Here is a 7341-nt window from a genome sequence, read left to right on the forward strand (position 1 = left end):
GGGCAAGGGATAAAACACCTTTTGCCTTTAATTTTTTCCCTTTACCCCGCCAAGTTCCCTTGGCGAACTACTAGTTTGTAACGAAGTGTTACGCCTGCTTTAGCGAAAAGCGCTTTTTAGCGTTCTTTACATATTGCAACTGTCTATTTAACTTGAGAGTCCCTTGGACTTTGTACAATGCAGCTGTGACGTGGATCTTGTCGAGGTTGAGCGTTTAACAATAATTCATGAGCATTTCGACTTCTGTGCTGAGTGATCTGCTAAAGTCCCTACCCTACTTGCGGCCCCAGCTATATTTTAAGGCTTCATTAACGGCGCTCTCCCACGCGATGGAAGATCAAGTTTTGGCTGCGACTTTAGCTCAACCCCTTGTAATTGCTAGTTTCCAGCGAGAGCGATTCTACCGCCAAGAAGCTCATCGCTACCAGCGACTGGCCTTGCGAAGTAATCAAATATACGTATTATCTGCTCCAGAAACGGATTTCGCCAACAGTTCAGAACACTACGAAAAAGTCGCTTTTGAGCCAACGGATGGCTTAAGTCAAGAGTGGCACTTGGTAGTGATTGCTGACAATTATGCTACTTGTCTGGTTTGTCGGGAAAACCTTGGTTCTATTGCCAAAAACAAGCCACTAACGGAACTAAGCCCTAATCTGGATATCGATACAGCGCGAAGATTTGAGGGAATTTGGACATCGGAAAGAGGAGTTAGCCTCAAAGCCGCCGAATTGCTGTTAGACAGGATTTTGGTTTACAGACCAGAACTGGCCAGTAAAATTCAACAGGCACGTCAGAGGTTTGGCATCGGGGAGCCGCGAAACCACTCTGGAGCCGAACAGGACAATGAATATGCTTGTGACATTGATACAGATCCCTTTGTGCAGCGCTTAGTAACTTATTTGCAAGCTAGTCAGTACAAATTGCACAAAGCCTACCGTTCCATTGCTGCCCAAGCACGAAAAGAACGATTAGTCAACTCAATTAGTACTGCCATTCGGCGATCGCTCGATCCTCATGAAGTTCTTCAGGTGGCGGCACAAGAATTAGGACAACACCTAGAAGCTTGTCGCTGTTTAATTTACCGCGCTCAAGCCACAGATAGCCAAGCCATAATTGAACACGAATTTTTGACTCCCGGTGTTTTATCTGTTCGTGGGCAAACCTGGGAGTTAGAGCAAAATTCCCTATTTCGGGACATAGTGGAACAAGGGGAAGGTGTTTGTATTAGCGATACGCTGAATGACCCTCGTGTTAATAATTCGCCAGGACTTTCCTTGATTGCCAAAAAATTTGCCATTCGTTCTTGGCTGATGGAACCAGTATTCTATCAGGGGCGATTATTGGGCATTGTGGAATTGCACTATTGCCGAATGCCACCGCACGAGTGCCAACCAGGGGAATTGGATCTGGTAGAAGCGATCGCTACCCAAGTAGGAGCAGCTCTTATCCAAGCGGAAGCTTATGCTAACCTAGAAGAACTTAACCAGCAGCTAGAAGCTCTAGACCGCACCCGCAGCAACCTCATAGCCATTACCGGACATGAACTGCGTACCCCCCTATCCACAATTCAAGTGTGCCTAGAAAGTCTCGCTACCGAACCGGATATGCCCTTGGAGTTGCAGCAGATCATGCTCAACACCGCTCTTTCCGACTCGGAACGGATGCGAAAACTGGTACAAGATTTCCTCACACTTTCCAACTTGGAAAGCGGCCGGGTGGAATGGCACCCAGAATCCCTCACCTTACAAGAATGTGTGGATTTAGCACTTAGCCGAAATCGCACGCGTTCCTCAACGGAAAAGCCGCCCCAAGTTAAAACTCAAATTGCCGAAAACCTACCTCTAGTCAGAGCAGACGGTGATTGGCTAGTTGAAGTACTGGCAAAACTCATGGACAATGCTTTTAAATTTACGCCACCCCAAGGAGAAATCAGCATTACGGCGATTTACAACAGCCGTCAAATGGTCGAAGTGACTGTAGCTGACACTGGACGCGGCATTGAACCGAATCGTTTAGAAGTAGTTTTTGACCGCTTCTATCAAGAAGAGGGAGCGCTGCGCCGCACCACCGGCGGGACTGGACTTGGTTTAGCAATTTGCCGTCAAATTGTTAATGGCTGGGGTGGGGAAATTTGGGCGGAGTCAACTGGCAAAGACCAGGGTAGTCAGTTTCACTTCACCATCCCGATTGTTCAGAGTAGCCAAGAGGAAAAGCGGACAAAAGTCAAGAGTAAATAGGTATTAGTCCTTAGTCATTAGTCATTAGACATTGAGCATGGGGCATTGGTTTTTAACAAATGACAAAGAACAAAGGACAAATGACTAAAAACTGTTACAGTCTATAACGCGATCGCAATATGATCCTGGTTGCGGTGTTAGGATTCCCTAAAAACGTTGAGAGAATCGACTTTATGGCAGAAACACTCTCTGGACAAACCCCGCTATTTGCTGGCAGCACTGGTGGCTTGCTAAACAAAGCACAAGTTGAAGAAAAGTACGCTATCACTTGGACTAGCCCGAAAGAGCAAGTATTTGAATTGCCTACAGGTGGTGCTGCTGTTATGCGGAAAGGTGAAAACCTGCTGTATATAGCTCGTAAAGAATATGGCATCTTTTTGGGCGGTCAGCAACTTCGCAAACTCAAAATCACAGACTACAAAGTTTACCGGATTTTACCCAACGGAGAAACTACTTTAATTCACCCAGCTGATGGTGTCTTCCCCGAAAAAGTAAATGAAGGTCGTGAAAAAGTGCGTTATGTCCCACGCAGCATTGGGCAAAACCCCAATCCATCACAACTCAAGTTTAGTGGTAAAGCTACCCACGACGTATAGGGACTAGGGACTGGGGACTAGGGACTAGGGATTGGGGACTGGGGACTGGGGACTGGGAATTATAAACAAAATTCTTCCCAATGCCCTATGCCCCATGCCCTATGCCCCATGTCCCATGCCCCATGCCCTATGCCCAATGCCCCATCCCCAAGCAATTTATGGTATTCCCCGATTTCTCCGAATTTTCTCAGCTAGCTCTACAAGGTAACTTTGTTCCGGTATATCAAGAATGGGTGGCGGATTTAGATACGCCCGTGTCCGCTTGGTATAAAGTCTGTGCGGGTCAGCCTTATAGCTTTTTGTTGGAATCCATAGAAGGTGGGGAAAAGCTGGGACGCTATAGTTTAGTGGGGTGCGATCCGGTGTGGGTTTTGGAAGCAAGAGGCGATCGCACGACTCAAAAAAACCGCGATGGTTCACAGGTCGTTTTTGCTGGCGACCCTTTTGCAGCTTTAGCCGAATGTTTAGCACCTTATAAGCCAGTAAAATTACCGCAGCTACCACCAGGAATTGGCGGTTTGTTCGGGTTTTGGGGCTATGAATTGATTCACTGGATTGAGCCGCGTGTACCAATTTATCCACCAGATGAGCGAAATATCCCTGATGGATTGTGGATGCAGGTAGACCACCTGTTGATTTTTGACCAGGTGAAGCGGAAAATTTGGGCGATCGCTTATGCTGATTTACGTGACCCGAATGTAGATTTAAAAGCAGCATATCAACAAGCTAGCGATCGCGTCACCCAAATGCTCGAAAAGCTATCTCTACCCCTATCGCAAGAAAAAACTCGATTGGAATGGAATCCGCCAGGGAGCAGAGGAGCAGGGGAGCAGGGGAGTAGAGTGACAGAGGAATATAAGAGTAATTTTACCCGCCCTGATTTTTGTGCCAGTGTGGAAAAGGCGAAAGATTACATTAAAGCAGGTGATATTTTCCAAGTAGTAATTTCTCAGCGACTATCAACAACATACACAGGCGACCCTTTTGCCCTCTATCGTTCCCTACGTCAGATAAATCCTTCGCCTTACATGGCTTACTTTAACTTCCAAGATTGGCAAATTATCGGTTCCAGTCCCGAAGTGATGGTGAAAGCCGAAACCGATGTAGATGGTGGAGTAATAGCAACGGTACGGCCAATTGCTGGGACACGTCCACGGGGTAAAACTACCCAGGAAGATGCAGCTTATGCTCAAGATTTACTCCAAGACCCCAAGGAAATTGCCGAACACGTAATGCTTGTGGATTTAGGGCGGAATGATTTGGGGCGTGTTTGTCAAAGTGGTAGCGTCAAAGTTGATGAGTTAATGGTAGTTGAGCGCTACTCCCATGTAATGCACATTGTCAGCAATGTTGTGGGTAAATTAGCGCTTGGTAAAACAGCATGGGATTTACTGAAAGCTTCCTTCCCAGCCGGCACGGTAAGCGGCGCACCCAAAATTAGGGCGATGGAGATTATCCACGAATTAGAGTCTAGTCGTCGGGGTGTTTATTCCGGTGTGTATGGATATTACGATTTTGAAGGACAATTAAATACTGCGATCGCAATCCGCACAATGGTAGTGCATGATAATACGGTGAGCGTACAAGCCGGCGCAGGCTTGGTGGCTGATTCTGAGCCAGAGAAAGAATACGAAGAGACGCTGAATAAAGCTAGAGGTCTATTAGAGGCGATTCGTTGTTTGCGTTGAATTGGGAACTGGGGACTGGGGACTGGGGACTAGGGACTGGGGACTAGGAACTAGTACAGCACGGCGGAAATAAACCACCCATTCCCAATAAACAAAACCCTGACGCTGTCTTCATTTTTAATTTTTAATTTTTAATTTTTAATTCCGCCTTGCGGTACTAGGGACTGGTAAATTTGTTCCGAAATTTGGGATGCTTCAAAGCAAATTCCATAACTCTGATTCTGTCGGAAGAATTTTTCCGCTCTTACCCAATCCCCAATCCCCTTTTATAGTTACTTTCGCGTAAAATTAATTGCACACTGGTTTTTGTTAGTTAATTGTAAAACCGGACTTGATATAAGTACAGAAATAGTTCGATCTGCTGTATGAGAATCCAGACCAGACTTTAAAAGTTGATATATCAATATCCTTCTATTTTGAATTACATAGGTTTTACTTTGAACTGCAAGATATTTGGAAACAATTTGTGCTACTTCTAAACCCACGTATCCGCAATACCGTGACAAATTGGGAAGCTTTATAAATCCAATCAACATCAAACTTTTTCCAAAGCTAAACGGAGTTTTTCAGACCTATTAAAAACTGAAAAGAAGTCCCGGTATCCAAATCCAAGACCTTCGTTGAAGTTACCACCGACTAGAAATCAACAAACTTGCTCATCATAATTGGCTAAAGTAAACCGCCCAAAGAATTCCAGTTACTCCAATGGCAGTTAAAAGGTTAGTGAAAAATCTGCCAAATTCAACTTCTTGTCCCAATCCCTTGTCGTCTTGACCGGCAGTGAAAAACAATGACCAGGCTTGATTTGCATTGATAGTCTCAAAGTTGTTGAAATCAGGTCTAAAAACAACGGGCCCAATCAAATCTTTTTTGGGATAATCAAAATCAGTTTTCATAAGTTTGCCTCTAAATTGTTTTATTTGTCAACTGAAGAAAATTTGTAAATCTCAACATGTCTTCTCTAAAGGCTGGTTAGCCATCCAATCAAACCGTGTCCGGTAATCACTTCCAAAGCTATGAGTGAGACAAAACCAATCATTGCCAAACGACCATTTAGTTTTTCGGCATATTCGGTGAAACCTGTCCGTGGGGTTTCATCAACATAAACCTTGGGTTCAATCGCAAATCTGTTAAGTTGTCCACGTTCATTAATGGTAAAACCTTTACTTGTCATCTTTTACTACTGATTTTTGTTATCTATGAACAAATAATAATTATTGTAAATATTTTTTGCAACTACTTGACACAAACAAAAAAGTAGTGAGAACCGTACTAAGTAAGTAGGGTATTTCGGATTTGTGCGAGAAATAGCCATACGGGAAGTGAGTACACACAACAGCACTAATTGTGTTTAATCTAACTTCAATAAAACTTATAACTTATATAAACAGAAGTTATCAATGTATAACTGAGAAAGTATTGCTTATTCGTAACGAACTTGTTATGTTTCTTTACATAAAGATACAAAAACAAATTCAATGCGTTAAACCACCGTTAATCAAGGCTTTCTAAATAACTATGCAGTTGAGCCTGCAATGTGTTTTGCCGAGTATCCAAACTCAACGGCAACAGAATTGCTATGCCTAGCAATATCTACGACGGGTTGTGAGGCTTGTAATCCTACGGGGAAGCAAGCTATCGCAGGTGAGGCAAAAACTGCTAAGTGCCTTTGTTAACAGCTAAACGCATTTCTCCTTTGTCTTTGCACATTTGATTTTTCACATTCGATAGAACTGTAATTTTCTTTTTGGAATTTCTGCTATGTCTTTTACCATCCAGTCGGCTCAAAGTATTTTTCCCGGAACCCTAGTTGCTGACGTTGTTCCAACCGTTGTTGAATCCTTCTCTAAGCTGAATGCTGAAGATCAACTAGCATTACTATGGTTTGCCTATACCGAGATGGGTAGAAGTATTACTGTTGCGGCTCCTGGAGCAGCCAACATGATCCTCGCACAAGGCTTACTCGAACAAATTAAGCAGATGCCTTTTGAGGCTCAAACGCAAGTCATGTACGATTTGGCTAACCGTGCTGACACTCCTCTCTGCCGTTCCTATGCATCCTTCACCGTGAACATCAAGTTGGGCTTCTGGTATCAGTTAGGAGAATGGATGGCTCAGGGAATCGTTGCTCCTATCCCAGAAGGCTACAAGCTTTCTCCCAAAGCTGCTGACGTGTTGCAAGCAATCCGCAATGCTGATTCCGGTCAACAAATCACAATCCTACGCAATACCGTAATTAGCATGGGATTCGATCCGAACGCTCCTGGCAGTTACAAAAAAGTTTCAGAACCGGTGGCTCCTCCCACTGCACCAGCGTTTCGGACTAAAGTCACCATCGAGGGCATAGACAATCCCACGGTGTTGGGCTATATCAACAACATGAATGCCAATGACTTTGATGCTGCGGTTTCTCTGTTTACCTCTGAAGGTGCTTTGCAACCTCCCTTTGAAAGACCGATTGTCGGTCAGGAGGCAATTCGGGCTTACATGCGTGAAGAATGCCAAGGACTGAAAATGATTCCAGAACGCGGTGTATCTGAGCCAGTGGAAGATGGCTACACCCAACTTAAAATCACCGGTAAAGTCCAAACCCCTTGGTTCGGTGCCAGTGTGGGGATGAATATTGCATGGCGGTTTTTGCTAGATCCCCAAGGCAAAATTTTCTTTGTAGCAATTGATTTACTTGCTTCTCCTAAAGAACTGCTCAACCTAGTACGTAAATAGAGGGCTAGTGGTCTGCCCCATTAATTTTGCTGGGCTACGAGATCCCCGACTTCTTAAAGAAGTCGGGGATCTGACCACCGCTAACCACTCATAACT

6 protein-coding genes are annotated in these 7341 nt (G+C 44.5%); 4 read left to right on the plus strand and 2 right to left on the minus strand.

Annotated elements, in window-relative coordinates; translation table 11 throughout:
- The first annotated feature begins 227 nt into the window (after positions 1–227).
- The 3 genes from ABF638_RS22805 to trpE all read left to right on the plus strand — a co-directional run bounded on the left by ABF638_RS22805 (position 228) and on the right by trpE (position 4521).
- Complete coding sequence (locus ABF638_RS22805) at positions 228–2237, plus strand: DICT sensory domain-containing protein (RefSeq protein WP_435025255.1); 2010 nt, start codon at positions 228–230, stop codon at positions 2235–2237.
- Between the two features lie 173 nt (positions 2238–2410).
- Positions 2411–2833: a photosystem I reaction center subunit II PsaD gene (locus ABF638_RS22810; protein WP_181931064.1), complete on the plus strand. Its 423-nt coding sequence runs from the start codon at positions 2411–2413 to the stop codon at positions 2831–2833.
- A gap of 158 nt (positions 2834–2991) precedes the next feature.
- Positions 2992–4521 (plus strand): anthranilate synthase component I, encoded by a 1530-nt coding sequence (gene trpE / locus ABF638_RS22815; protein WP_435025258.1) that lies wholly within the window; start codon positions 2992–2994, stop codon positions 4519–4521.
- Positions 4522–5180: 659 nt separating this feature from the next.
- Here the strand turns inward: trpE and ABF638_RS22820 are convergent.
- Together ABF638_RS22820 and ABF638_RS22825 are read right to left on the minus strand one after the other, a co-directional pair.
- Complete coding sequence (locus tag ABF638_RS22820; protein ID WP_181931065.1) at positions 5181–5417, minus strand: hypothetical protein; 237 nt, start codon at positions 5415–5417, stop codon at positions 5181–5183.
- A gap of 65 nt (positions 5418–5482) precedes the next feature.
- Entirely contained in the window at positions 5483–5695 is a 213-nt protein-coding gene (locus ABF638_RS22825; RefSeq protein WP_435025256.1) for a high light inducible protein, read from the minus strand.
- A gap of 587 nt (positions 5696–6282) precedes the next feature.
- On the opposite strand from ABF638_RS22825, the gene ABF638_RS22830 reads away from it, so the two are divergent.
- Positions 6283–7245 carry an orange carotenoid protein N-terminal domain-containing protein gene (locus tag ABF638_RS22830; RefSeq protein WP_435025257.1) on the plus strand — a complete coding sequence of 321 codons (963 nt, stop codon included), beginning with the start codon at positions 6283–6285 and terminating at the stop codon, positions 7243–7245.
- The last annotated feature ends 96 nt before the right edge of the window (positions 7246–7341 follow it).

The sequence above is a fragment of the Nostoc sp. CALU 1950 genome (assembly GCF_051172895.1).
Lineage (GTDB): Bacteria > Cyanobacteriota > Cyanobacteriia > Cyanobacteriales > Nostocaceae > Nostoc > Nostoc edaphicum_A.

Excerpts from the sequence above, each read along its gene's own strand:
- ABF638_RS22805 (WP_435025255.1), top strand. The coding sequence starts at position 228 with ATGAGCATTTCGACTTCTGTGCTGAGTGATCTGCTAAAGTCCCTACCC.
- ABF638_RS22810 (WP_181931064.1), top strand. The coding sequence starts at position 2,411 with ATGGCAGAAACACTCTCTGGACAAACCCCGCTATTTGCTGGCAGCACT.
- trpE (WP_435025258.1), top strand. The coding sequence starts at position 2,992 with ATGGTATTCCCCGATTTCTCCGAATTTTCTCAGCTAGCTCTACAAGGT.
- ABF638_RS22820 (WP_181931065.1), bottom strand. The coding sequence starts at position 5,417 with ATGAAAACTGATTTTGATTATCCCAAAAAAGATTTGATTGGGCCCGTT.
- ABF638_RS22825 (WP_435025256.1), bottom strand. The coding sequence starts at position 5,695 with ATGACAAGTAAAGGTTTTACCATTAATGAACGTGGACAACTTAACAGA.
- ABF638_RS22830 (WP_435025257.1), top strand. The coding sequence starts at position 6,283 with ATGTCTTTTACCATCCAGTCGGCTCAAAGTATTTTTCCCGGAACCCTA.